This window comes from Amycolatopsis ultiminotia, assembly GCF_039536925.1.
In the GTDB taxonomy this organism is placed as follows: domain Bacteria; phylum Actinomycetota; class Actinomycetes; order Mycobacteriales; family Pseudonocardiaceae; genus Amycolatopsis; species Amycolatopsis ultiminotia.
The window spans coordinates 515,784-538,269 of the sequence record NZ_BAAAZN010000001.1; the positions used below are offsets into that span (position 1 = coordinate 515,784).

The 22,486-nt window shown below is 70.8% G+C and carries 21 protein-coding genes; 14 read left to right on the plus strand and 7 right to left on the minus strand.

What is annotated here, in order from left to right; genetic code table 11:
* Nucleotides 1–41: 41 nt before the first annotated feature.
* Nucleotides 42–1,451, plus strand: coding sequence for an amidase (locus ABD793_RS02360; protein WP_344854738.1), 1,410 nt, complete (start codon nt 42–44; stop codon nt 1,449–1,451).
* 34 nt (nt 1,452–1,485) lie between these two features.
* On the opposite strand, the gene ABD793_RS02365 is transcribed toward ABD793_RS02360, so the two are convergent.
* Nucleotides 1,486–2,532, minus strand: coding sequence for a YncE family protein (locus ABD793_RS02365; protein WP_344854740.1), 1,047 nt, complete (start codon nt 2,530–2,532; stop codon nt 1,486–1,488).
* A 199-nt stretch (nt 2,533–2,731) separates the two neighbouring features.
* On the opposite strand from ABD793_RS02365, the gene ABD793_RS02370 reads away from it, so the two are divergent.
* The gene (locus ABD793_RS02370) at nt 2,732–3,268 is read left to right on the plus strand and encodes an HAD domain-containing protein (protein ID WP_344854742.1); all 537 of its coding nucleotides are present in this window, start codon (nt 2,732–2,734) and stop codon (nt 3,266–3,268) included.
* A 31-nt stretch (nt 3,269–3,299) separates the two neighbouring features.
* Nucleotides 3,300–4,085, plus strand: coding sequence for a methyltransferase (locus ABD793_RS02375; RefSeq protein WP_344854744.1), 786 nt, complete (start codon nt 3,300–3,302; stop codon nt 4,083–4,085).
* Nucleotides 4,086–4,112: 27 nt separating this feature from the next.
* Here ABD793_RS02375 and ABD793_RS02380 read toward each other — a convergent pair whose 3' ends face one another.
* Both ABD793_RS02380 and ABD793_RS02385 read right to left on the minus strand, forming a co-directional pair.
* On the minus strand, nt 4,113–5,375 hold the full coding sequence (locus tag ABD793_RS02380; protein ID WP_344854746.1) for an MFS transporter: 1,263 nt from the start codon (nt 5,373–5,375) through the stop codon (nt 4,113–4,115).
* 30 nt (nt 5,376–5,405) lie between these two features.
* On the minus strand, nt 5,406–6,650 hold the full coding sequence (locus ABD793_RS02385; protein WP_344854748.1) for an FAD-dependent oxidoreductase: 1,245 nt from the start codon (nt 6,648–6,650) through the stop codon (nt 5,406–5,408).
* A 98-nt stretch (nt 6,651–6,748) separates the two neighbouring features.
* Here ABD793_RS02385 and ABD793_RS02390 point away from each other — a divergent pair, with 98 nt between their 5' ends.
* Nucleotides 6,749–7,636 carry a LysR family transcriptional regulator gene (locus ABD793_RS02390; RefSeq protein WP_344854750.1) on the plus strand — a complete coding sequence of 296 codons (888 nt, stop codon included), beginning with the start codon at nt 6,749–6,751 and terminating at the stop codon, nt 7,634–7,636.
* Between the two features lie 132 nt (nt 7,637–7,768).
* On the opposite strand, the gene ABD793_RS02395 is transcribed toward ABD793_RS02390, so the two are convergent.
* Nucleotides 7,769–7,960: an ESX secretion-associated protein EspG gene (locus ABD793_RS02395; RefSeq protein ID WP_344854752.1), complete on the minus strand. Its 192-nt coding sequence runs from the start codon at nt 7,958–7,960 to the stop codon at nt 7,769–7,771.
* Between the two features lie 1,033 nt (nt 7,961–8,993).
* Between ABD793_RS02395 and ABD793_RS02400 the strand changes: the two genes are divergently transcribed.
* Nucleotides 8,994–9,416, plus strand: a complete 423-nt coding sequence (locus ABD793_RS02400) for an SRPBCC family protein (RefSeq protein ID WP_344854754.1) — start codon at nt 8,994–8,996, stop codon at nt 9,414–9,416.
* A 62-nt stretch (nt 9,417–9,478) separates the two neighbouring features.
* Here the strand turns inward: ABD793_RS02400 and ABD793_RS02405 are convergent, their stop codons facing one another.
* Entirely contained in the window at nt 9,479–10,060 is a 582-nt protein-coding gene (locus ABD793_RS02405) for a TetR/AcrR family transcriptional regulator (RefSeq protein ID WP_344854756.1), read from the minus strand.
* Nucleotides 10,061–10,168: 108 nt separating this feature from the next.
* Here ABD793_RS02405 and ABD793_RS02410 point away from each other — a divergent pair, with 108 nt between their 5' ends.
* From ABD793_RS02410 to ABD793_RS02420, 3 genes are all read left to right on the plus strand, one after another.
* On the plus strand, nt 10,169–11,308 hold the full coding sequence (locus tag ABD793_RS02410; protein ID WP_344854758.1) for an FAD-dependent oxidoreductase: 1,140 nt from the start codon (nt 10,169–10,171) through the stop codon (nt 11,306–11,308).
* Nucleotides 11,309–11,393: 85 nt separating this feature from the next.
* Complete coding sequence (locus ABD793_RS02415) at nt 11,394–12,752, plus strand: MFS transporter (protein ID WP_344854760.1); 1,359 nt, start codon at nt 11,394–11,396, stop codon at nt 12,750–12,752.
* A 23-nt stretch (nt 12,753–12,775) separates the two neighbouring features.
* On the plus strand, nt 12,776–14,014 hold the full coding sequence (locus ABD793_RS02420) for an MFS transporter (RefSeq protein ID WP_344854762.1): 1,239 nt from the start codon (nt 12,776–12,778) through the stop codon (nt 14,012–14,014).
* Here the strand turns inward: ABD793_RS02420 and ABD793_RS02425 are convergent.
* Nucleotides 13,941–14,981: a glycoside hydrolase family 130 protein gene (locus ABD793_RS02425; RefSeq protein WP_344854764.1), complete on the minus strand. Its 1,041-nt coding sequence runs from the start codon at nt 14,979–14,981 to the stop codon at nt 13,941–13,943. The genes ABD793_RS02420 and ABD793_RS02425 overlap by 74 nt on opposite strands.
* 208 nt (nt 14,982–15,189) lie before the next feature.
* Nucleotides 15,190–16,326: a CapA family protein gene (locus ABD793_RS02430; RefSeq protein WP_344854766.1), complete on the minus strand. Its 1,137-nt coding sequence runs from the start codon at nt 16,324–16,326 to the stop codon at nt 15,190–15,192.
* A 110-nt stretch (nt 16,327–16,436) separates the two neighbouring features.
* Here ABD793_RS02430 and ABD793_RS02435 point away from each other — a divergent pair, with 110 nt between their 5' ends.
* From ABD793_RS02435 to ABD793_RS02460, 6 genes are read left to right on the plus strand one after another with little or no spacing between them, the layout of a single operon-like run.
* On the plus strand, nt 16,437–17,288 hold the full coding sequence (locus tag ABD793_RS02435; RefSeq protein WP_344854768.1) for an HpcH/HpaI aldolase/citrate lyase family protein: 852 nt from the start codon (nt 16,437–16,439) through the stop codon (nt 17,286–17,288).
* On the plus strand, nt 17,269–18,429 hold the full coding sequence (locus ABD793_RS02440; RefSeq protein WP_344854770.1) for a CaiB/BaiF CoA transferase family protein: 1,161 nt from the start codon (nt 17,269–17,271) through the stop codon (nt 18,427–18,429). The genes ABD793_RS02435 and ABD793_RS02440 overlap by 20 nt, the downstream gene beginning before the upstream one ends.
* Nucleotides 18,426–18,917 (plus strand): MaoC family dehydratase, encoded by a 492-nt coding sequence (locus ABD793_RS02445; RefSeq protein ID WP_344854772.1) that lies wholly within the window; start codon nt 18,426–18,428, stop codon nt 18,915–18,917. Before ABD793_RS02440 ends, ABD793_RS02445 begins: the two co-directional genes overlap by 4 nt.
* Nucleotides 18,914–20,071 carry an acyl-CoA dehydrogenase family protein gene (locus ABD793_RS02450; protein ID WP_344854774.1) on the plus strand — a complete coding sequence of 386 codons (1,158 nt, stop codon included), beginning with the start codon at nt 18,914–18,916 and terminating at the stop codon, nt 20,069–20,071. Before ABD793_RS02445 ends, ABD793_RS02450 begins: the two co-directional genes overlap by 4 nt.
* Nucleotides 20,072–20,090: 19 nt before the next feature.
* Nucleotides 20,091–21,299: an MmgE/PrpD family protein gene (locus ABD793_RS02455; protein WP_344854776.1), complete on the plus strand. Its 1,209-nt coding sequence runs from the start codon at nt 20,091–20,093 to the stop codon at nt 21,297–21,299.
* On the plus strand, nt 21,290–22,486 hold the full coding sequence (locus ABD793_RS02460; RefSeq protein WP_344854778.1) for a dipeptidase: 1,197 nt from the start codon (nt 21,290–21,292) through the stop codon (nt 22,484–22,486). Before ABD793_RS02455 ends, ABD793_RS02460 begins: the two co-directional genes overlap by 10 nt.

The window sequence follows — 22,486 nt, forward strand, 5'->3', positions numbered from 1 at the left end:
TCGCCCGGACCGGAAAACTGCTTATCGACAAGGAGAATCCCGTGACTGCCGTCAACGCGACCGAGTACGATCCGGCGACCTTCGAGGGGCTGCGCTTCCACACCGCGGCCCGGAATTTCCGGGACGGCGGTGATTCCCCGCGCGACTACCTCGAACGGTGCCTGGCCACGATCGCCGAACGAGAGCCCGTCGTGCGGGCGTGGGTCGTGCTCAACGAGGCCGGGGCACGCGAGCAGGCCGATGCCAGCACCCGCCGGTGGCGACGGGGTGCACCGCTGTCCCCTGTGGACGGTCTCCCGATCGGCATCAAGGACCTGCTCGAAACCAGGGACATGCCGACCCGGATGGGCTGCGCGGCCTTCGCGGACAACTTCCCCCGGCGGGACAACGCCGCGGTCTGGGCGCTGCGCCAGGCGGGTGCGGTCGTCCTCGGCAAAACGACGACCACGGAACTGGGCGGTCCGGAACCCGGCCCGACGACGAACCCGTTCGATCCCGCGCGCACGCCCGGCGGTTCCTCGTCCGGCTCCGGCGCCGCGGTCGGGGCACGGATGGTGCCCGCCGCGATCGCCACCCAGACCGGCGGCTCCCTCATGCGGCCGGCCAGCTTCAACGGCAACTGGGGTCTCAAACCGTCACAGGGCGCGATCAACCGCGGGGAACGCCAGACCGCGAGCATGACCGCGCACGGCGTGCTGGCCGGCTGCCCCGAGGACATGTGGCTGATCGCGATGGCGATCGCCTCGCGTGCGGGCGGGGACCCCGGTCACCCCGCGTTGTCCGGCCCGGCCACCCCGCCTTCGCCCCGCCAGCCGGGCACGGTGGCGGTGCTGGAGACCGAAGGCTGGGGCCGGCTGGACGAGCTCAGCCGTGGCGTGTTCGAGCAGGTCCTCGGACAGCTCGAAGCGAGCGGGGTGACGGTGCTGCGGCGGAGTGACGACGCCGTGCTGGAACGATTCGAACGGTCGCTGGTGGGCTCGGCCGATCTCGGCAGCGCGATTCTGGCCTGGGAACACTACTGGGCCTTCCGCGACATCGTCGCCGACAATCCCGGCCGGGTCAGCGCCCGCGGCAAGCGGTTCTTCATCGAAGCCGCGGAGAAACTGGGTGCGGAGGCCTACGAGGAAGCTCTGCGCAGCCGTGCCGCGGTGAAGGCCGCCTACGCCCTGCTGGGACCGCGGGTGGACGCGGTCATCGCCCCGACCTCGACCGGTCCGGCGCCGGAATGGCGGGGCGATCAGCCCGGTCGGACGCCGCAACGCTGGCCGACCGGGGACCCGGCCTTCAACTTCCCGAGCTCGCTGCTGGGGGCACCGGCGGTCAACGTCCCGCTGATGGCGGTCGGCGGCCTGCCGTTCGGCTTCCAGGTGATGGGGCAACCGGGCACCGACGCCAGGACCACCTCGTACGCGCGCTGGATGGGGGAGGCGGTGAGCCCGGTCAGCGCCTGACCCGGACGGGGCGGTCCGGGCCCGGCAGCTTCGGTCAGGAGCGGGCCCTCGGGAGGTAGGCGAGGCCGTGCGCACCGGGCTCGCCGCGCCGCGGGATCTCCAGCCGGGCCAGCCTGGTCAGCGAATCCAGCTCGATGACGTCCACTGTGGAATCGAGCACGCCGGACACGTAGCCGAGCCGTCCGTCGGCGGAGGAGGTGATGGTGAGCGGGCACCGGCCGACCTCGACCCGGCCCAGCTCGGTGTGGTCCGCGGCCGAGAAGACGGTGAGCAGCCCCGGATCCTGGCGTCCCAGCCCGTCGCCGGGTCCGGTGCGCACCTGGCCTGCCAGCAGCTTCCCGGTGCTGGTCAGGTGCACCGGCACCACCACGTTCTCCGTCGGCAGCACCTCGACGACGGACCGGAGCTTCGTGTCGATCACCCGGATGCCCGAGGCGGCCGACGGTTTCGCGCCGCCGATCGAGGCGTACGGGCCCGCGACGTAGACCCGCGAACCGTCCTCGGACACGGCAAGTCCTTCGCTGCCGGGCACTTCGACGCGGTCGAGGAGCGTGCCGTCGAGCAGGTCCACAACGGACACGAACGGCGCTTCCTTGTTGCTCGCGTACCCGATCGTGCCGTCCGGTGCGGCGACGAACCAGTGCGGCCCGTCTGCGCCGGTGTCGATCCGCCCGATCGGCCGTCGCGTGGCGGTGTCGAGGACCACCACACCGCCGGTGCGCTCGGCGGAACCCTCGACGCTCACGTACATCCGGCCCCGCTGTGCGTCGAGCGAGAGGCCGTGCGGGCCGTGCTCGGGAGCGAGGTCGACGACTGCCACGATCTGCCGGGTGTCCGGGTCGAGCACGGTCAGTTCGCTCCGCCGGCCGGAGTTCGCGTGGTAATAGCCGGAGTAGTAGGCGTTCGTGCACCACAGCAGGCGGTGCACCGGATCGAAGCAGAGTTCGTGCGGTTCGGCCAGGGTTTCGACGGTGCCGAGGAGCCGGTCGGACGCAGCGTCGAAGAACGACACCGTGGGCCCGCTCTGGCTGACCACGGCAAGCAGATCGCCCGCCCGCGCGGCCCGGTTCGTTTCGCTCATGACTCCCTCTCGATTCGGAATGCCCGCTGCGTGCGGACCCGCCGAGCCTGCACCGGCAGGGCAGGGGCGAACAATGCACGAATCGGCAGGTAATCATTCCGCTGGCGGCAAAGACGGTGCTCGTCCGCCGTGGGGGAGACCGAAACCGTGGTTCGTCCGCAGGCACGCAGGCACCGGCGGAAGCCGATAGGGTGCGGCCGTGCCGGATCGGGCCGAACGACCTCTGCTGTTCCTCGATGTAGACGGCACGCTTCTGCCGTACGGCGCAGCGCAGCGCCCGTCAACCGCTCAAGAGTGGGACGACTGGCAGAACCCGGCGAATCCACAGCTGGCACAGCTCGTCCTCGGGCACGGTCAGCTGTTGTCGGAGCTGGGCTGTGACCTCATGTGGGCCACCGCGTGGATGCAGGACGCCAACGAGGTGATCGCCCCGTTGCTCGGACTGCCGGAGTTGCCGGTGGCCTGCCTTCCGGACGCCCCGCAGCAGGACGAGGCAGGCGTGCTGCATTGGAAGACGCAAGCCCTGGTCGAGACGGCGGCCGGGCGCCCGTTCATCTGGGTCGATGACGAGATCACCGAACTCGATCGGGCATGGGTGTCAGCGCATCATCGGGGACCGGCACTCCTCTACCACGTCGACTCCCGGACCGGTGTTGCCGAACCGGACTTCGCCGTACTCGACGAGTGGGCCCAGCGGTACGCAGGTGCGCGTGGGAGGCGTTCCCCGGACGCCTGAACCGGCGCCGGAGTGCTGCTAGCGTGGCCGGATGGGGCAGGACACCTGGGCCGGGCTGGCTGACCAGTTTGCCGATGGGGCGTATGCCTCGGCCAAGGGGTACGTGCGTACCCACGTGATCCACCACCAGTTGCTCGCGCACCTGCCTGCTCCGCCGGCGGGGGTGCTCGACGTCGGCGGCGGAGCCGGGCACCAGTCGTTTCCGCTCGCTGAGGCCGGTTACGACGTGACCCTGCTCGATCCGTCGCAGGGCATGCTGGACAAGGCGAAACAACGGCTGGCGCGGCTTCCCGCGGAGGTCCGGCAGCGGGTCGGTTTCGTCGCGGCCGACGGTGCGCACGCCGACGAGGCGGTGGGCGGACGGCGGTTCGCCGCGGTGCTGTGCCACGGTGTGCTCGGCTATCTGGACGAGCCGGAGCCGGTGCTCGACCAGCTGTGCCGGTGTGCCGCGGACGGCGGCGTGGTCTCGATCATGGCGGGCAACGCCACTGCGGCAGCAGTGCGTCCGGCACTGCAGCAGCGGTGGGAGGACGCGCTCGCCGCCTTCGACGCCCGGAGCGAGATCGGCGTGCTGGGCTTGCCGACTCGCGCGGACACCGTGGAAGAACTCGGCGAGCAGCTGCGGAAGCGGGGTGTCGAGCCACTGGATTGGTACGGCGTCTGGCATTTCGTCGACTGGCTCGACCTCGGTGGCGTGGCACTGGACCCGGGGGACGCCGCCAAGATCGCCGCGGTCGAGCTCGAGGCCGGACGGCGGGATCCCTACCGCAGGCTCAGCCGCATCTTCCACCTCGTGGGCCGCAAAACGCCGCACTGAGGTCCGGTCCTGGTCGTGGTACGGCGGTCAGGCGGTGGGCGGCCCACCCCTCGAAGTGGCCGCTGCGGCGAGACGGCCATCGGTGTCCCGGGCGCCGGAAGTCCGATGTGGACGATCATCCGGTACGCCGAGGAGTGCGACGGCGCCGAGCAGCGGACCGATGGCGAGCATGGCGAAAGCGGCGTAGAAAGAGCCCGAAGCGCGGAAGACCGGGCCGACCGCGACCGGTACCAGGACGCTGCCCAGCTGCCAGACGGCGTTGACCGCTCCTGCCGCCGAGCCGGCGAGCCTGCCGCCGACGAGCTGGGGAATCATCGCCGCGGTGAGCGGACTGTAGGCGTAGGCGGCGATCCCGAGTACCGGTGCGACCGCGAGGAAGGCGCCGTAGCTGCGCAGCGCGCCGAACACCAGCAGGGTGGCGGTGAACAGGACCAGGACCACCATGATCGGCAGCCGCATGCCGAGCCGGAGCCGGTCGGTGAGCCAGCCGACCACCGGCTTCACGGCGACCGCGACGCCGGCGAAGATCACGACCACGATTCCGGCGTCGACCGGGGAGATGTGGCTACCTTTGATCATCAGGGTGTTGGACCAGGTGACGAAGCCGTAGGTCCCCCAGAGCCCGCCGAAGCCGGCGAGACCGAGCAGCAGCAGATCCCGGTTGCGCAGCAGCGGCCGGATGTCGGGCAGTGCACGTCTCGTGTGGTCCGTCCGGACCGCGCCGTTGCGAAGGAAGATCGCGCACAGGACACCGAGAACCACCGTTACGCCGCCGAACAGGCGGTAGGAGGTGTGCCAGTCGGCGTGCTCGATCAGGGCCGGCACGACCGCGTTGGCGATGACGGTGCCCAGTGAGGTCGCCGTCATGAAGATCCCGCTCGCCCTGCCGAGTTCCCGTTCCGGGAGCCAGGTCGTGATGAGCTTCATCCCGGCGGAGAACTCGACGCCGGCGAAGAGACCGACCAGGCCCTGCACGGTCAGGCCGAGCGGGATCGAGGTGGTCGAGCCGAACACGATCATCAGCGCGCCGGCCGCGAGCATGCTGGTACCGAGCACCACCCGGCTGCCGAGCCAGTCCGTCAGGAACCCGCCTGCCGCGTTCGACACGACGTAGCCGATGTAGTAGCAGGTCGCGAAGATTCCGAGCGCGGCAAGGGGAACCTGCAGGGAATCGCGCACCGCGGCGGAGGCCGGTCCCCAGGTCGAACGGTCCACCGAGGTCATCGTGAAGCCGGCCCAGCACAACAGCAGGACGACCCAGCGGTAGGGAGTGGGTGCTGTGGAACTCATCGTTGAGGCTCCGATCGCGAGGAGAAGGGGTCAGACGATCGCGTCCTGGCGCAGGAGCTCCGCGCGCACGGTGGCCACCTGGTGCGGCGTCCCGTCGGCGTACTGCGCGGCCGCGACGCCGGCTGCGTGCCCGGTGGCGAAGGCCGGGCCCATGACCCGTACGGAGGCGTAGGCCTGGGCGTCGGCGCTGGTGAGACGGCCCACTCCCCAGAGATTGCCGGTGTCGGCCGAGCAGATCGCGTCGTAGGGCACGTCGTACCAGCCGCGCCCGGCCAGTTCGGTGTAGCGGGTGACGCCGGGACCCGCGTGATCCTCGATCGGCCAGCCACACCGGGCGATCGAATCCGCCGGCCGCTTGCGTGCGTCGAGTACGTCGGACGCGGTGAGCGGCTGCCTGCCGAGGAGATGCCGGCTTTCCCGGATGCCCAGCTGGGGGCCGGTCTCGATCAGGTAAGCGCCGGACCAGCCGGGCAGGTGCTTGCGCAGCGCGTCCAGATAGCGCCAGGCCTGGCGGCGGGCACTGGCCTCGTCGCGGCTGAACGCGGCGGCGTCGAGCACGTCGGCCTGTTCGTCCACCAGCAGCGCGATGACCTCTCCGGTGAGCGGCAGATGCACCGCGATGCCGTAGTCACGGGCGAGTGCCACTCCGGTGCTGTGGTGGTAGGCGGCGATCGCCGTCCGCAATCCGTCGCGGGAGAGGTCGGCGTCCCGGCCGACTCCGCCGAATCGGCAGACCAGTGTGCTGGTCTGCCGCCGTTCGACCGGATCCACGCGCACACCGGCACCTGCCGCCGCCAGGAGCGCGCCGTCGCCGCTGGCGTCCACGAAAGCCGGCGCGGTCACGTTCTCGCGACCGCCGCGGTGGTGCAGTTCGACTTCGGTCACCCGGCCGTCTTCGCGACGTGCGCCGATCAGCGTGGTGTGCAGGAGGACGTCGACCCCCGCGGCCGCAGTGACCGTATCGCACGCCAGCTTGGTCGCCTCGGTGTCGAGCAGGACGATGCGGTTGCCCGTCCAGCTCATCGTCTTTTCCTCGTACCCACCGAGGTTGCGCACCTGCCGCAGCACCTGTTCGCCGACCCCGGAGACCACTCGTTCGCCTCGCTGATCGAAGAAGCCGCAGTAGGTCAGCACCGAACTGATCGTGGCCGCCCCGCCGAGAAACGGGTACTGCTCCACCAGAAGTGCGCGGGCCCCGCTCTGTACGGCGCCGACCGCCGCACCGATACCACCCGCGCCACCGCCGATGACTACGACGTCGTACGACTTGCCCATCGCCCGCCCTTCCTCGCGTGCAGCCAGTACACGACGGGGACCGCGGACAATGCCAATATCATCTGGGCAACCAGGACATAACGCAAAGGTATGGCCTCATGGAGCTACGGCAGCTGCGCTACTTCGTCGCGATCTTCGAACACCGCTCGATCTCCCGCGCGGCCGAACACTTGCGCATCTCGCAGCCGGCTCTCACCCGCCAGCTCCATCAGCTCGAGCGCCACGTGAAGGTGCCCCTGTTCGAACGCGTGCCCAGCGGGGTCAGCCCGACGCCGGCCGCGCTGGCACTGCACGAGCACGCCGTGCTCGTGCTCAGGTTGGCCGACGCCACCGGGGAGGTCGCCCGCTCGGCCGGCCCGGCCAGGGAGGTCGTCCGCATCGGCCTGCCGCCGGGTGCCCCCGCACCGTGGCTGGACCAGGTACTCGACGCGCTGCGCGTCCGGGTGCCCGAAGCGGCGGCCACGTTGACCGATGCCAGCAGCACCGACCAGGTGCGGATGCTGCGCGAGGGCCATCTCGACCTCGCCCTCACCCACCAGCGACCGGCGGCGCCGGTGACCGCGCGATTGCTCTACGAGCAGCCGTTCGGCATCGCGGTACGGCCCGGCCGGCCATTGGCCCGCCGACGTCGATGCCGGCTCGCCGACCTCGACGGGCTGCGGATCCTCGCGCACAGCCGTGAGCAGGTGACCGCGGAACACGATCGGGTCCTCAGCGCTGCGGAGGCACTCGGCGTGCACCCGGAGTGGGTGTTCGCGCGGTTCGTCGAGAACGCGCTCGCGTGCGTCACGGCGAGCGACGCCGTGGCCGCACTGCTGACCCGCCCGAGCGCGCAGCGGCTGCTTCCCGGCTGGCCCTGGCTGCCGCTCACCGACCCCGGTTTCGCCCTGCCGACCTGGCTGGCCTGCCAACCCCAGGTCCGCGCGATCGTCGCCACGGTGGCCGAGGTCTTCGCGACGACGTCCCCGCCCGATCCCGCCGTGTGAACCTTACCGACGGCCGGCTTCGGCGGGGACTCAGCCGCCCTGCCGCTGCACCATGACGGCAGTCGCGATGGCCCGGCCCGAAGCTGGGGCTGATCGTGCCGACGGCTTCCCGGACCACACGAGATGGTGTCTTCACCGGCCGTTTTGCCGCAACGTCAGCAATCGCCCGCGGCCGACCGTGTCCACGACGGACAGTGGATGGCTGGACGAGCGCATGCCATTCGCGCGACTGGCCACGTAGAATTGGTGGACCGCACTGCGTGGCGCAGCCATCAACGTGCGTACCTGCTCCGCCGCATCCGGCACGGTGTAGTCGGTGGTCATGTCCAGGTGCTAGGACCCGGATGCCGATCCTGCCCGATGCTCCGACCGGAGGACCGGGTCTCGCCGATACCGGCTGGCCGTCAGGGAGGGTTCCCGCCGCCGCCCGGCACAAGCGGCCGGCCGGAATCCGCGCCGGCGTCACCTGGTCACCGTCCACTGTGATCAGAAACCCGGAACGTCCGGTCCCGGTAGCCAGCGAAGCCGACCGGTGTCCGTCGCGCCGACTGGAGATGCGGTAACACTCCTCGCCGGCCATGGAGATGCCCAACAGACCCGAACAGGCCCTTCGGGTCCGGTTCCGGCAAGTGAGGGGCGGACTTCTTCTCCTTGTCCTGCTCATTGTTGTCCTTCCCGCCCGCGGCACCCATCGGCATGCTGTTCGAGCCGCGGCGCCGGTCGCGCCCGCCCCGCCCCGAACTCCCCGGGCCGGAAGAGTGCGGCCGGAATGTGCCGTGCCCGGCACTTGATCCGGGTCGATCTGTTGCGGTAGCAGGATTTCCGACGGAGAAATCACCCTGCGCGTCGGGCATCTGGCCATACTCGGTGGGCATTGTCTGCGCATGTCGGCTTCGAGCGCCGCGTTGTCCGCGAAGAAGCCGCGTCCCTGCGTGGCGCACACACTGTCCAGCCCGCGTTTCCATCGGTGCACAAACTGAATACCGACCGGCGAGCTCCGAGTGTTATCGCCGCAGGAACACGACTCCTGGATGCGCCGCTCCAGGTTTCGAAGGTTCCCGAGTTCGGTGGTCATGGCGTGCCGGTCGAGGGTGACGGCGTTCGACGCGTGCTCCTGCCGTGCCACGGTGAGCCTCCCCTGACACACCGTGGTCATCTGGCCTTGCGCCGATAGTGGTCAGTCGGCAACAAACCGTTCTCGGAACGTCGGAGATCACTCCCGGCTCGCTACCAGTGTCACTGACCAGCGGGGCCAGGAACTGCTCGGCGGACACGGCTGCCCGTGAGGTCCGGGAAGAGAGCGTGCCGGCCGCGGGATCCGTTGCATACTGGCCGGATCGGAGACGGGAGGGGTGCGATGGAGTACCGGGTCGAGATACCGCTGCCGGTCGAGGCGGGCCGTGCGTGGGAGGTGCTCTCGGCGCTGCCGTCGTGGCCGGCGTGGACGCCGACGGTCGAATCGATCGAGACCGAGTCGGACCGGCCGTTTCCGGGCGCCGTGGTGCTGATCAAGCAGCCCGGCCGGTCCCGCGTCCGCTACCTGGTCGACCTCGTCGAACCGGGCCGGCGCTTCCGCTGGGTCAGCGACCGTGGCGGTGTCCGGCAGGCCGCCGACCACGTCGTGGCGCCGGCCGGGGCCGGCTCGTGCACGGTCGCGCTGAGTTTCGCCATGACCGGCCCGGTCGGTGCGGTCCTCGGCGTACTCGGCGCGGGCAAGATCCGCGACCTGGTCAACGCCGAAGCGGCGGCCCTGCGGGCGGTCCTGACCCCGGCGGACTGACCCGCGGGCCGTGGCCGGTGAATCCCGTTGCGGGCCGGGCGGGCCGGGCAGTGCGCCCGGACTTACTTCCCGATCGCGTCCCAGCCGTGTGCGAGCAGGTCGAAGATCGCGTCGAAGGTGGATTCGCGGTCCGCTCGCCCGCGGGCCAGCGAAGGGACCTCCAGGACGAACCGGGCCAGTGCCTGGCAGGCGGGATCGTCCTCGGGCACGCCGATCTCGCCGGCGATGGCGGCGCCGAGCGCGGTGCCGTGCCGGGTCCACATGCGGTCGGCGTACGAGCGCAGTGCCGGGGTGGCCTCGATCAGCCCGATGAACGCCGCGGTCTGCGGATGGTCCACGACCGGCAGCCAGGCGGCGAAGACGTGCTGCCGGAGGGCATCCGGCACGCTCTGCCCGGCGGGGCGTTCCCGCACCGCGGCGACGAGCGCGGACTCCTGGTCCTCGTCCTCGTCGAACACCAGCGCTTCCTTGCCGCTGAAGTGCTTGAACACGGTCGTGGTCGACACATCGGCCGCATCGGCGATGTCCCGGATGCTCACCTGGTCGTAACCGCGTTCCACGAAGAGCTCCAGTGCGGCGTCGGCGATGGCTTGCCGGGTGGCCGCCTTCTTGCGGGCACGACGGCCGACGGGGGGCTGGGTCATGGCCCGAGCCTACCCGATGGTGGCATCAGTTGAAAAGTTTACTCGTTGCACTTTTGAACCGAGTCTGCTTTTCTGGTCGCAGCACATCCGAGACGGAAGGAGCGGGCCATGACTTCACCGGCACCCACGCAGGCCCGGATCAGCATCATCGGCGCCGGCCCCGGAGGCCTGACCTGCGCCCGCATCCTGCAGCGGAACGGCATCGCGGTGACCGTGCACGACCGCGATCCGGGTCCGGAAGTGCGCAACCAGGGCGGCACGCTCGACCTGCACGCGGACAACGGCCAGCTCGCCCTGCGTGCGGCAGGCCTGCTCGCCGAGTTCTTCGAGCTGTCCCGTCCGGAGGGGCAGGAGATGCGCGGACTCGATCTGACCGGCGAGATCAGGTACCACCACGTCCCCGAGGCAGGCGATCTCTTCAAACCGGAAATCGACCGCGGTCAGCTGCGCGACCTATTGCTGCGTTCGGTCGAACCCGGAACCGTGCGGTGGGGGCACGCACTCGAGCGGGTCGCCGGACCCGCCGACGGACCGCGCCGGCTGCACTTCGCCGACGGCACGACCGCCACCGCCGATCTGGTGATCGGCGCCGACGGCGCGTACTCCCCGGTCCGCCGGGCGATTTCGGCCGCCGTCCCCGAGTACTCCGGGGTAAGCGTTCTGGAGGCGTGGTTCTTCGACTCCGGGAACCGGCACCCCGAGCTCGCCGAGCTGGTCGGCCAGGGCAGCGCCGTCGCTGCGGACGGCGAACGCGGCATGTTCGCCCAGCGCAACAGTGGCGACCACATCCGCGTCTACCTCATCCAGCAGGTCCCGGTCGACTGGATCGGCCGGAACGACCTACGCCCCGAAGACACCGAAGGCATCCGCTCGGTGCTGCTGCGCGAGTACGCGCGCTGGTCGCCGGCGCTGCTGCGGGTGATCACCGAGAACGACGGACCGTACGTCGACCGCCCGATCTTCGCACTCCCGGTGCCGCACACCTGGGACCACAATCCGACCGTGACGCTCCTCGGCGACGCCGCGCACCTGATGCCGCCGCTCGGGGTGGGCGTCAACCTGGCGATGCTCGACGCGAGCGATCTCGCTCTCGCCCTCGTGGACGGGGCCACGGTCGAGGACGCCATCCGCACGTATGAGAAGACGATGCTGCCCCGTTCGATCGAGATGGCCACCGCGCTCGAGGGCGGCGCCGCAGAACTGCTTTCCGCGGACGGGTACCCCGGAGATCCGGACGGGGAATCCTGAGTTTTCTCCTGCGTTGCGGTGGCCGCGCGAAATATCCTGCCCCGATGACGGTGACGAGCTCGGTGCCCGCGGGCCCGTTCGTCGAATGACGCCCGGCAGTTCGCTGCGCGCCGTCTTCGCCGGACGGCGCGGACGGCTGCTCGCTGCGCTGCTGTTCGCCGAATTCGGCGGTGCGGTGCAGAGCATCGCCTACTCCTCGGTCTTGCCGATCGCGTCGAACGAACTGGCCGGTGCCGGGCTCTACGGCGCGACGCTGGCCGCGGGCTCGTTCACCACCATCCTGGTACTGGCAGCCGGTCCCGGCCCGTTCGCGCGGATGGCACCCGGACGGGTGCTGGCGTTCGCCACGCTCCTCTACGTCGTGGGCGCAGCGTTGTGCGTCACCGCCCCGGCGATGGGGTTCGTCCTGGCGGGCACGATCGTGCGCGGACTGTCCGGCGGCCTGCTCGCCGGATTCGGGATGACCGCGCTCGGCGCGCTTTACCAGGGTTCCGCGCGTACCCGGGTGATGGGTCTGTTCGCGTTGATGTGGCTGCTTCCCGCACTCGCCGGGCCCGCGGTGAACGCCATGGTGACGATTGCCGCCGGCTGGCGTGCTGCGATGGCGTGGCCCGCGGTCCTGGTCGTGCTGGGCCGGCTGCTCATCGGCAGGGACGCGCAGCTGATCCCGTGGAAACGGAGCAGGGGAACGCGGCTCGGACCGGGCAACGCCGTGGTCCTGCTCGGCGGGCTGGCCGTGGCGACCGCCGCGCCGGCCGCGCACGAGCGCATCACCGGGACCGCACTGCTGGTCCTCGGTGTGCTCGGCGCAGGATGGGCCGCCCTGCGCACGCTTCGCTCCCAAGTGGACGGTCAGCGCACCCAGTACCTCGTCACCGCCACGATGTTCTGGCTCTGCCTCGCCTTCTTCGGCGGCAGCGGGACGGTGCCGCTCGCGGCGGTCAACGGACTGGGCCGCGGTGTGGTCGCGAGCAGTGTGGTGGTCGGCGCGGGGCTGGTCGCCTGGGCATTGACCGGCCTACGCCGTTCCGGCGGCGGGACGGTGCCGGGCCTGCTGTTCGTGGCCGTCGGGCTGGTGCTGGAAGTGCTGGCGCAGGTGCCTGCGATCGGTCGGGTGCCGGCGCTGCTGATCCTCGTCGCGGCATGGGCACTGGCCGGATTGGGCATGGGATTGAGTTACGCCCCGGTCTCCTCCTCGGTGTTCGACGGAGTGGACACCGGCCGCACCGCCCAGGTCGCGACCGCGATCGCCTTCGCGGAGACCGCCGGGACCGCCGTCGGGGCGCTGGTCAGCGGCGGCGTCTTCTCGACGGCGACGTCACTGGGCGTGGGTGCCCGCGGATCGGTGATCTGGTCGTTCGCGCTGCTGGCGATGGTCGCGGTGGCCGCGCTGTGCACCCACGTCCGCGTGCGGGGTGGCGATTTCGGTGACCGCACCGGGTAATGCGGCTGTGCCAGGATGGGCGCGTGGCGGATCGGGGGCGGCCCGCGCTGCCGGTCGGTCTGGGGATCGACGACTTCGATGCGGGATTGTTCCTGCCGCTGTCCGTGGTTTACGCGACGACCGTGGCGGGGCTGTCGCTCGGGCTGGCCGGTGCCGTGGTCACCGCAGGCACGGTCGCCGGACTGCTGGTGCCCCCGCCGGCGGGCCGGCTGGTCGACCGGATCGGGCCGAAGCCGGTGGTGATCAGCGCGCAGCTCGTGCAGGCAGTGGGGGCGTTCGGGTACCTCGCGGCACACGGGGCGGGTGGTGTGCTGATCGCGACCGTGCTGCTCGCGGGCGGCAGGCAGCTGTTCTTCTGCGCGTTGGTCGGGCTCGTCGCCGACGCTGCGGGCGAGGGGCCGAAAGACCGGCCGTTCGCGGTGGTGATGATGGTGCGGTCGGCCGGTTTCGGGCTCGGCACCCTGACCGTGGGCGTGCTGCTCGGCGGCGCCGGACCGCCCGGGTACCGGGTCGCGGTCGTCGGCTACGGCTGCTGCCTGCTCGTTGCCGCAATCGTGCTGGCGACCCTGCTGCGTGTGCCGCACCGCCCGGCGCCGTCGGCGCGGCCGGTTTCCGTGCTGCGGGACCGGCCGTTCCTCGGGCTCATCGGCGTGTCCGGGCTGTTCGTGCTGGTGGTGGACTTCTTCCTGGTCGGCACCCCGGTGTTCGTGCTGGACCGGTTGCCCGGCCCGGCCTGGCTGCCCGGTGCGATGCCGGCTCTGCACACCGCGCTGACCAGCTCGCTGGGCACGTTCGCGCTGCGGTGCACCCGGCGCTGGGACCGGCCGCGCGGGATGGCGCTCGGCGCGGCCGGGCACGTGCTGTGGTGCGCGATCACCCTTGCCGCGATCGCGGTGCCGCACGGCTGGCTGCCCGGGAATTTGCCTGCCGGGGTGGTGGTTCTCGCCCTCGCGAGCCTGGTTTTCGGCCCGCGGGCCGACGCGCTGGCCGAAGCCTCCGCACCCGCGGAGAGCCGGGGCCGGTACCTCGCCGCGTTCCAGTACGCCTTCACCGGCGCACAAGTCGTCGCGCCGGCAGTCGCCGGGTTGTTCGCGGTGTCGGTGTGGCTGCCCTTCGCGGTGGTGGTGGCTTGTTCGGTGACCGCGGCGCTGGGACTGCGTGTGCTGGTGCCCCGGTTGCCCGCGGGGGCTACTCTGCCCGGTACGTCGCGAGCCCGACGACCGTGTCCGCGCCGCCGTAGTAGAGGTACCAGGTGCCCTTGAACTGCACGAGTCCCTCGGCGAACAGGACGTTCGGGACCTGGCCGTCGGTTTCGTAGGCTTCCTCCGGCCGGAGGAAGGGCTGGGTCATCCGGGCCAGGCAGGCGGTCGGGTGCGCCGGGTCGATCAGCGCCTGGCCCACCGCGTAGACGAGCCCGGAATCGGTGCTCTGCGCGGCGTTGTGCACCAGCACGATCAGCCCGGCGTCGTTGATGACCGGCTGTGGCCCCGCCTCGACGAGGTGGGCGGTGAAATCGTCGGATGCCTTCGGCACCACCGGGGTGCTGAACGGTTTCCAGGTGAGCAGGTCGGTCGAGGTGGCGTAGAAGATGCCGTTGTCGCCGAAGTACATGTAGTACGTGCCGTCGATCGGCTCGGTGAGGATGGCGCCGGACTTCGATCTCGGTTTTTTCGCGCCAGGGGTGATGAAGTCCGGGAAGAGCGGACCGTGTTTGGTCCAGTTGCGCAGATCGGTGGAGGTGGCGAGGCTCAGCAGCGGGGTGGTGCCGTCGTAGGAGGTGTAGGTGAGGTAGAAGGTGTCGCCGACCTGCACCACCCGCGGGTCCTCGCAGCCGTGACTGTCCACAGCGGAACTCGGCGCCAGCACCGGATCGGCGAAGCGCTGGAAGGTGACGCCGTCGTCGCTGACCGCCAGCCCGATGCTGGAAACCAGATCACTGCCCTGCGCGCGGTAGAGCACGTTGATCTGTCCGTTGTGGACGATCGCGGCCGGGTTGTAGACGTAGCTGGATTCCCAGGAGTGGCCGGGATCGGCGGTCAGTACGGGATTGCCGGGGTTGCGGGTCCACGGCCCGACCGGGAATCCGGCACCGAAACCGGCCGTTCCCGCCTTGGCCGTCTGCGCGCCGGCCGTTCCCGCGGTGGCGGCACGGGCCGGCGCGGCGAGCCCGGCGAGCCCCAGTGCGGCACCGCTTGCGACGAACGCGCGACGGGAAATCCCGTTGCCCATTCCTGCCTCCCCTCCGGATGGACTTGGCACCGCGGATCGTGGCAACGAAGGCACCGCCGGGTCAACGAAACGACGCCGATCTGTCTCGAACCGGACAGGTGCCTGCCCTGCACGCGGGAGGAAACGGCACCGGTCCACCGGCACGATCACGGTCGGCGTCGAAGTGCCGTCCGGTGACCAGCGGCCGATCTTCCGCCGGTGGCGGTGGTTACCGAGGGTCGGCGTCTGCCGTGCGCGGGTACTCCGGTCCGCTCGGGAACCCCCGGCCGAAGTGCACCACCCCGTCCGGGCCGATCCGGATCTCCGGGTCCAGTTCCCTCGACTGGCGTTCGACCGACCGGAGAATCCGCGCTCCGGTGACCTCGTCGGCGGCGGACGGGTCGCCGTCCTCGTCCAGGGTGATCGGGGTCAGCCGGAGTCCGGGACGGTCGCCGAGGTCGATCGTGAACACCGCGCTCTCGAACCACCGGCCGGTGAACAGCCGGGAATTGCGGTACGGCAGCGCGTAGTACTGCTCCGGCTCGCCGATTTCCGCCGACTGGAACAGGAAGTTGCCGGCTGAATAGAGGATCAGCCCGTTGCCGCGCCGTTCCACCGGGTGCAGGCAGTGCGGATGGGTGCCTGCCACGACGTCTGCGCCCGCGTCCACCAGCCGGTGGGCCAGCGGCCGCTGGTATTCGGCGAGCGGGCCCTGGTTTTCCGGGAGGTAGCACCACGGCACTCCCCAGTGCAGGCACACCACGACCCGGTCGCAGATGGCCTTCGTGGCCCGGATCCGCTCTTCGGCCCGCCGGAGGTCCGGCTCGTGCGCCGCGGTCCGGACGTAGGGTGGCGTGCCGGGCTGTTCCTGCATCGTCGTGCCGTCGAAGGCGAAGCTCTGGTCGATCCGGATGGGTGCGATCCCGGGCCGGGTCGAAGTGGCATTCGCCCCGGGCGGCAGGGTCGAGCAGAAGCTCAGCACGGCGAGCCGGGTCCCGTCCGCGGTTTCCAGTACGGCGCCGGCGTCCGCGGCGGCCAGGGTCGGGCCGCCTCCGGCGTGCCGGACGCCGGACCGGTCGAGCGCGGCGACGGTGTCGAGCAGGCCCGGTGCGCCGTGGTCCAGTGCGTGATTGGTGGCCACCGAGACGACGTCGATGCCGAGGTCACGCAGGTGCCGGGCGGCGGCGGCCGGGGCCCGGATGGTCATCTCCTTCTCGGCGGGTTCGTCCGAATCGGTCAACGGGGTCTCCAGATTGGCGAGGGTGACCGTGTTCTCCGTGTCCGGCGCACCCTCCGCGAGCAGCGCACGGGCCCCGCTGCCCGGTTTCCGTGTCGGCACTGTGTCGCCCACTACGACGAGTTTCATCTCCGTTGCCCTCCTGAACGTCCCTTGACAAAGACCCCTGGCACCAGTCAGCCTTCGTTCTATTGTGTAGCACAACGTTCCGACTACATGAACAACTAGGAGCCATCCTGATGGATCTCGGCCGGACCGTGCTGTTCTGCCCCGGGGACCACCCGCGACGTGTCGAGCGGGCACTGGCCGCGCCGGCGGCGACGGTCGTCCTCGATCTCGAGGACGGCGTCGCCCCCGAAGCCAGGGTGCAAGCCCGCGCGACGGTCGTCCGCGCGCTGGCCGCCGCTCACCGTCCGCGGCTCTTCGTGCGGGTCAACGCGAGCGGGACGGCCGAGCAGTCCGCGGATTTCGCCGCACTGGCCCCGGTCCTCGGCCACGGCGCCGGGGTCGTGCTGCCGAAGGCCGGGTCCGGCGCGGAGATCACCGCGGTGGCGGAACGGCTGGCCGGGATCGAGCACACGGCCGGGGCGTTGCGGATCGTGCCGGTGGTCGAAACGTGCGCGGGTCTGCTTGCCGCCGCGGAGATCGCCGCCGCGGACCGGGTCGCCGCGCTGATCCTCGGAGTGCTGGACCTCGCGGCGGAACTGCGGGTGTCCCCGGCGGCCGGATTGGACCACGCCCGCGCGCACCTGGCGATTGCCGCCCGCGCCGCCGGGCTCCCCGGCCCGATCGACGGCCCGCACCCCGCGCTGGACGACGACGAGGGCCTCACCCGGACCAGCCTCGCCTCGCGTGCGCTGGGATTCCGGGGCCGGGTCGTGCTCCACCCCCGGCAGCTCGACCCGGTGGACCGCGCCTACGCACCGGCGCCGGAGGAGATCCGGCACGCGCGGAAGGTCGTCGAGGCCACCGGCGCCGGCAGCCTTCGCCTGCCGGACGGGACCTTTGTGGACAGACCGGTGGTGGCACGTGCGCACGCCGTGCTCGCCGAGGCCGGGGAGGTGGCCGCGGATGGGCACGCTTCCGCTTGAGGACATCACCGTGGTCGGTCTCGAACAGGCGGTCGCCGCGCCGCTGGCCACCCGGCAGCTGGCCGACCTCGGTGCCCGCGTGGTCAAGATCGAGCGGCCCGGCGGCGGGGATTTCGCGCGGGCGTACGACGATGTGGTCGGCGGGCAGTCGAGTGTGTTCGTCTGGCTCAACCGCGGCAAGGAATCCGTCCAGCTCGATCTGAAGAGCAGCGCCGGACGTCAAGTGCTGGAGGAGATCCTCGGGTACGCGGACGTGCTCGTCGCGAATCTGTCGCCCCGTGTGCTCGGCGATCTCCGGCTCACCGCGGACGCGCTGCAGGCGCGGCATCCGAACCTCGTCGCGTGCACGATCTCCGGATACGCCGCGGACGGGCCGCAGCCGGGCAAGAAGGCCTACGACGCGCTGATCCAGGCCGAAACCGGGCTGATGTCGGTCACCGGCCTGCCGGGTTCGCCGGCGAAAACCGGGATCTCGGTCGCCGACATCGCGGCGGGTTCGTTCGCGTTCAGCGGTGTCCTCGCGGCGTTGCGGCACCGGGACCGGACCGGGGAAGCGTTACCGGTCCACGTACCGCTTTTCGGCGCACTCGCCGAATGGATGGCCTATCCGCTCTACTACACCGTGCACAGCGGCCGGGCTCCGGTGCCGATGGGTGCCGCGCATCCGACCATCGCCCCGTACGGCCCGGTGGCGACCGCCGAAGGCCGGCTGCTGATGATCGCCGTGCAGAACGACCGGGAATGGCGCCGGCTCTGCCTCGACGTGCTGCACCGGCCGGATCTGTTCGAGGATCCGCGGCTGCGCACGAACTCGTCGCGGGTGGCCCATCGCGCGCATCTCGACGAGCTGCTCGACGGTGCGGGCCGGCAGCTGCCGGAGGCGAAGCTGATCGCCCGGCTCGACGCTGCGGAGATCGCCTGGGCCCGGCTCAACGACGTCGCCGGCCTGGCCGGCCACCCCGAACTGGCGCCCGCGCCGCGGTGGCTCACCACGGCCATCCCCGGTGGTGAGGTTGCCACCCTGGCCCCGGTCGCCACCCCCGGCGGGCGGCTCGCGGGCGGCGGCGCCGTCCCCGCCCCCGGCCAGCACACCGAGCCGGTGCTCGCCGAACTGGCGGCCCGGCGGAAGGGAAGCGCATGACCACACATTCCGGCTGGCAGGGCCGGTTCTTCGAGGATTTCGTGTGCGGCGACGAGTACCGGCATCCGCTCGGGCGCACCGTCACCACCACGGACAACATCTGGTTCAGCCTGCTCACCCAGAACACCGCGCCGCTGCACTTCGACCACGAGTACGCGCGGCGCACCGAATTCGGCCGTCCGCTGGTGAACTCCACGTTCACCCTCGCGCTGGTGGCCGGGCAGAGCGTCACCGACGTGTCGCAGAACGTCTTCGCCAACCTCGGCTGGACCGACATCGTGCTGCCGGCACCGGTGTTCGAGGGCGACACGATCCATTCCCGCTCCACCGTGCTGGCCGTGCGGGAATCCCGCTCCCGCCCGGCGGTCGGCGTGGTGACGGTGCGCACCGAGGGCACCAAGCAGACCGGTGAAACCGTGATCGAGTTCAGCCGGACCTTGTTGGTCTACAAGCGCGGGCACGGCCCGCGAGCCGAGGAGACAGCGTGACCGAGGACCGCACCGAGCTGCGCAGCGACCTGCGCCGGCTGATCGACACCATCTGTGCCGACTATCCCGACTCCTACTGGCGGGAGGTCGACGAGGCCCGCCGCTATCCGGAGGAATTCGTCGACGCGCTGACCGGCACCGGATGCCTCGGCGCCCTCGTGCCCGAGGAGTTCGGCGGCCTCGGTCTCGGCCTGGGCGACGCCTCGGTGCTGCTCGAAGGGATCAACGCCAACGGTGGCAACGCCGGCCCGGTGCACGCCCAGCTGTACACCATGGGTTCCCTGCTGCGGCACGGCAGCAGGGAGCAGAAGGAGCGTTATCTGCCGGACATCGCCGCGGGCAAGGTGCGGCTGCAGGCGTTCGGGATCACCGAACCGACTGCGGGCAGCGACACGACCAAGATCCGGACCACCGCGAAGCGCACCGAAGACGGCTACATCGTCAACGGCCAGAAGGTGTTCATCTCCCGCGTCCAGCATTCGGACCTGATGTTGCTGCTCGCCAGGACCACGCGACAGGAGCACGTCGAACGGAAGTCCGACGGGCTGTCGCTGTTCCTGGTCGACCTGCGCGAGGTCGAGGGAGTGCAGCTGCGGCCGCTGCGCACGATGGTCAACCACGAGACCAACGAGGTCTTCTTCAACGACGTCCGGCTTCCTGCGGATGCGCTGATCGGCGAGGAGGGACGGGGTTTCCGGTACGTCCTCGACGGGATGAACGCCGAGCGCATCCTGATCGCCGCGGAATGCGTCGGCGACGGCCGGTGGTTCGTGCGCCGCGCGGCACGGTACGCCTCCGACCGCGAGGTGTTCGACCGGCCGATCGGACGGAACCAGGGTGTCCAGTTCCCGATCGCCCAGGCACATGTGCACCTGGAAGCAGCCGATCTGATGCGCTGGAAGGCCGCGGACCTGTTCGACGCCGGAAAGCACTGCGGCGCCGAGGCGAACATGGCGAAACTGCTGGCCTCCAACGCGTCCTGGGAAGCGGCCGATGTCGCGTTGCAGACCCACGGCGGCTACGGAATGGCGGCCGAGTACGACATCGAGCGGAAGTTCCGCGAGACGCGGCTCTACCGGATCGCGCCGATCTCGTCGAACCTGATCCTGTCCTACATCGGCGAACACGTCCTCGGCATGCCCCGCTCGTTCTGACGCCGCACGGGAGACGATCATGGGAAGCACCCTCGAAGACCTGCCCGCATGGGCGGTGGACTTCACGCCGGTCGAAGCCGACCGCGAACTGGCCCGGCGGTCCCTTGTGGACACTCTCGCGGTCACCCTTGCCGCGGCGGGGGAGCCCATCGTGGCCCGCACCGCGGGACTGCCGCCCGCGCTGCGCTGGGCCGCGATCGGCCACGCACTGGATTTCGACGACGTCCACCTGCCGTCCACCTCGCACGTCAGCGTCGTCTGCGCGAGCGCGACGCTGGCGGCAGGCGGCGGGGACCGGGAATTCCTGGCGGCCGCGGGCGTGATGGCCCGCCTCGGCACCGCGCTGGGGTGGGCGCACTACCGTCGCGGCTGGCACGCGTCGTGCACCGCCGGGGCGCCCGCGGCCGCGGTGGCGGCCGCGTTGAGTCTCGGTCTCGACGCCGCCGGGGTCACCCGGGCGATGGCGCTGGCCGTGCCTTCGGCGGGCGGCGGACAGCGCGCGTTCGGCACCGAGGCCAAACCGTTGCAGGTCGGATTCGCGGTGGACGCCGGGGTCCGGGCGGCCCGGCTGGCCGCGGCGGGCGCCACGGCGGATCCGGATGCGCTCGCGGAGTGGTTCGAGCTGGTCGGTGGCGAGCGCGAGGTCGAGCTGTCCGGGCCGGTAGTGCCCGGCGGACTGGCCATCAAGCTGTTTCCCTGCTGCTACGCACTCCAGCGGCCGATCGCGACCGCGCGGTTGTTCGGGACGGTTCCGCCGGAGAAGGTGGCTTCCGTCCAGATCACCGTCGCGGAGCCGGTTCTGCAGCCGCTGGTGGACGGGCGCCCGCGGACCGGTCTGGAGGCCAAGTTCTCCCTGCCTTACGCGGTAGTGGCGGCGCTCGTCGACGGTTTCCCGACCGTCGCGAGCTTCACCGACGAGGCCGTCGCACGGCCCGAAGTCGCGAAGCTGCTGGACCGGACGACGGTCCACGCCCTGCCCGGTGGATCCGGCGTACTCGCCGGAGAAACCACCGTCGAGGTCCGGTTCGCGGACGGGACAAGCGAACGCCGCACGCGCACCGACATCCCGGCCGGAACGGGCGAACTGGCCGCAAAGGTCGCCGGCTGTGTGGGAACCGGGCGAGCGGCGGAGATCTCGTCCGCCGGATGGCCGGACGCGGCCCGCATCCTGGCCGCGGCCTATCCCGCGGACGAACCCCCGAAGAGTGAGGAAAGGCCATGCCGGTGACCCGTTACTCGGGATATCAGTCCTTCGCGTACCTGGAACCGGGAACGGACTTCCGGGAGTTCCGGCTGGCCGCGGACGTCGGACGGCTGCCGGAGCACGATCTGCGGCTCACCGCCGAGCAGGAGGAGCGGGCGAGCCGGCTGCTGGCCGAGAACGTCGTGGTGTCCCTGCACGATCATCCGGTCCGGCTGCCGGAGAAGGCGGACGCCGAGCTGCTCGCGTGGAACCGGGAAGCCCGGCTCGCCTACGGATACGAAGGTTTGAGCCGGTCCGGAATGGACGCCGTCTTCGACAACCTCGGCTGGGGTGCCTGCGAATCCCGCTCCGGCTGGAAGTGGGACGACGTGATCACCGACCTCGGCATGCGGTTCTGCGATTTCGCGCACCAGGACTACGTGCTGCGCGCCGAGTCGGTCGAGGACATCCGGCGTGCGCACACGGAAGGCCGGCTCGCCGTGGTCGCGGGGCTGGAAGGTGCCGCGCTGATCGAGAACGAGGTCGACCGCATCGACGTCCTTTATGGACTCGGGGTGCGGCAGATGGGCATCGCCTACAGTGACGCGAACTCGCTCGGCAGCGGGCTGCGGGAGAAGCGCGACGGCGGGCTGACCGCGTTCGGCCGTCGCGCGGTCCGGCGGATGAACCGGCTCGGGATGGCCATCGACCTGTCCCACGCCGGGGACCGCACCGCGCTGGACGTGCTCGAGGCGAGTGACAAACCGGTGCTCATCACGCATGCCGGTGCGCGCGGGCTGTGGGACACGCCCCGGATGAAGCCGGACGAGGTCATCCGCGCCTGTGCCGAGTCGGGCGGGATGATCGGGATCGAAGCCGCCCCGCTCACCACGGTCAGTCCCGAGCACCGCAGGCACACCATCGAATCGGTGATGGACCACTTCCGCTACTGCGTTGACCTCGTCGGGATCGAGCACGTCGGCTTCGGGCCGGACACCTTCTTCGGTGACCACCTGGGACTGCACCACGCGATGAGCGAGAAGCTCGGCGTGGCCGACGCGATCACGTCCGGGCCTGCCTACGAGCCGGTCGAGCACGTGGCCGGACTGGAAAACCCGGGCGAATGCTTCCCGAACATCACCAGGTGGCTGGTCGCCCACGGCTACCGGGACACCGACATCGCCGCCGTGCTCGGCGGCAATGCCCTGCGCGTGCTGGAAAAGATCTGGTAA